This is a genomic window from Stenotrophomonas sp. HMWF003 (assembly GCF_003061285.1).
Classification (GTDB): domain Bacteria; phylum Pseudomonadota; class Gammaproteobacteria; order Xanthomonadales; family Xanthomonadaceae; genus Stenotrophomonas; species Stenotrophomonas maltophilia_AP.
The window spans coordinates 1-2036 of record NZ_QAIW01000325.1; the positions used below are offsets into that span (position 1 = coordinate 1).

Sequence of the window (2036 nt, forward strand, 5' to 3'; positions counted from 1 at the left end):
ATAGTGGATGGAAAGGCGGCAGCATGAACAACAAGGCACTCGTCGTGGGCGCAACCGGCATCGTCGGCAGCGCATTGATACGGGCACTGCAGGGCGCCGGCTGGGAGGTGCACGGCCTGGCCCGAACGCCTGGCACCGTGCCCCCGGGTGTCGGCGCGGTGGCGGCCGATCTGCGCGATGCACAGGCCACGCGAGACGCACTGGCGAGGCTGGCGCCTACCCACGTGTTCATCACCACCTGGTCGCGGCAGGCCAATGAGGCGGAGAACATCCGGGTCAACGCTGCGATGGTGCGGCACCTGCTCGATGCAGTTCGTCCGGCCGGTTCGGTCCGGCACGTGGCGCTGGTGACCGGCCTGAAGCATTACCTGGGGCCGTTCGAGGCCTACGCGCAGGGTGCGCTGCCGCAGACCCCGTTCCGCGAGGAGCAGCCGCGCCTGGAGGTGGACAATTTCTATTACGCGCAGGAAGACGAAGTGTTCGCCGCCGCCGCGCGCGATGGCTTCCACTGGAGCGTGCACCGCCCGCATACGGTGATCGGTGCGGCGGTCGGCAATGCCATGAACATGGGCACGACCCTGGCGGTGTACGCCTCGCTGTGCAAGCGCAGTGGACGTCCGTTCTACTTCCCGGGGTCGCCGGCACAATGGGACGGCCTGACCGACATGACCGATGCCGGCCTGCTGGCAAGGCACCTGCTCTGGGCCACGCAGACCCCGGCCGCCTTCGACCAGGCGTTCAACGTGGTCAACGGCGATGTGTTCCGCTGGCGCTGGATGTGGGCGCGGATCGCGGCCTGGTTTGATCTCGACCCCGCACCGTTCACTGGCGAGGTGCGGCCGCTGGAGCGGCAGATGGCCAACGATGCCGCCGCGTGGTCGGCGCTGGCCGCAGAACACGGCCTGGTCGAGCCCGATATCCAGCGGCTGATTTCACCGTGGCATACCGACGCCGACCTGGGGCGCCCGCTGGAGGTGATCACCGACATGTCCAGGAGCCGACGGCTGGGCTTCCTGGACTACCAGCCCAGCGACGATGCGTTCTTCGCGCTGTTCGCGCAGCTGCGCGCACGGCGGCTGATCCCCTGAGCAAGGGCGGCACGCGCATGCAACGCGGCGTGCCACGCCCGGGTTACCTTCGACACTGTGGGCGTGTGGCGGCGACCCGCTAGGCTGCGGCATCCGCCCGCCGGGCCCTTCGTGATGCCGCACACCGTGACCATGCTCTGGAAAGTGTCTTCGTTGTTGCTCGCGGCGCTGCCGCTGAATGCGGTTGCGGCAGACCAGTGGATCGTGGCGACCGATCTGTGGGGCAACACGAATTACCAGACGCTGCAGCTGGAGGTACAGGGAACGCAGCTCACCGGCACCCTTGACGGCGACCGCGTCAGTGGCACGCTGCGCGACCGCGACATACGCTTCACCGCCACCGGCAACGACGGCCAGGTCTACCACTTCAGCGGCCGTATCGACGCTGCACGCATGCAGGGCCAGAGTGACCAGCCGGACACCAACAATCGCGCGGTGCGTGCCCAGCACGCGTTCAGTGCATGGCGGGTGCCCGCGCGCACCGGCACGTCCGCGCAACGGCACGTGTTCACCCCGGTCGACTACTCCAATACCTTCAGCGCCGACCGTGCCCCGGTGCTGGTCATCCACCCCGGCGATTCGGTGCAGACCAAGACGCTCGATTCCGGCGGCGTGGACGAGCACGGCGTCACCCGTGCCCTGTTCGGCAACCCGCAGGTGGGGCCGTTCTTCGTGGTCGGCGCCGAGCCCGGCGACACCCTGGCCATCACCCTCACCTCGCTCAAACTCAACCGCGACTACGCCGACAGCCTGGACGGCGTGGTCGGCCGGCTGAAGACGCCACGGATAGCCGCCGAAACCACCGGGCTGGGCAAGCCGGTGCGCTGGGAGCTGGACCGGGTGCGCGGCATGGCGCGGCCGAAGGACGCCAGCGGCGGCGCCCTCAAACGGTTCGAAGTGCCGGTGAAGCCGATGCTGGGCGGGCTGGCGGTGGCACCGGGCTTCGGC

The 2036-nt window shown here is 68.9% G+C and carries 2 protein-coding genes; both read left to right on the forward strand.

All coding sequences use genetic code 11. The annotated features are described in order from the left end of the window. Positions 1-23: 23 nt before the first annotated feature. Complete coding sequence (locus DBR34_RS13145; RefSeq protein WP_128097121.1) at positions 24-1088, forward strand: SDR family oxidoreductase; 1065 nt, start codon at positions 24-26, stop codon at positions 1086-1088. 111 nt (positions 1089-1199) lie between these two features. Next, a partial coding sequence (locus DBR34_RS13150) for a hypothetical protein (RefSeq protein WP_258223903.1) occupies positions 1200-2036 on the forward strand: 837 nt, incomplete at its 3' end.

What these genes read in the sequence shown, in the direction of transcription:
- DBR34_RS13145 (WP_128097121.1), top strand. Translation starts at nt 24, where the DNA reads ATGAACAACAAGGCACTCGTCGTGGGCGCAACCGGCATCGTCGGCAGC.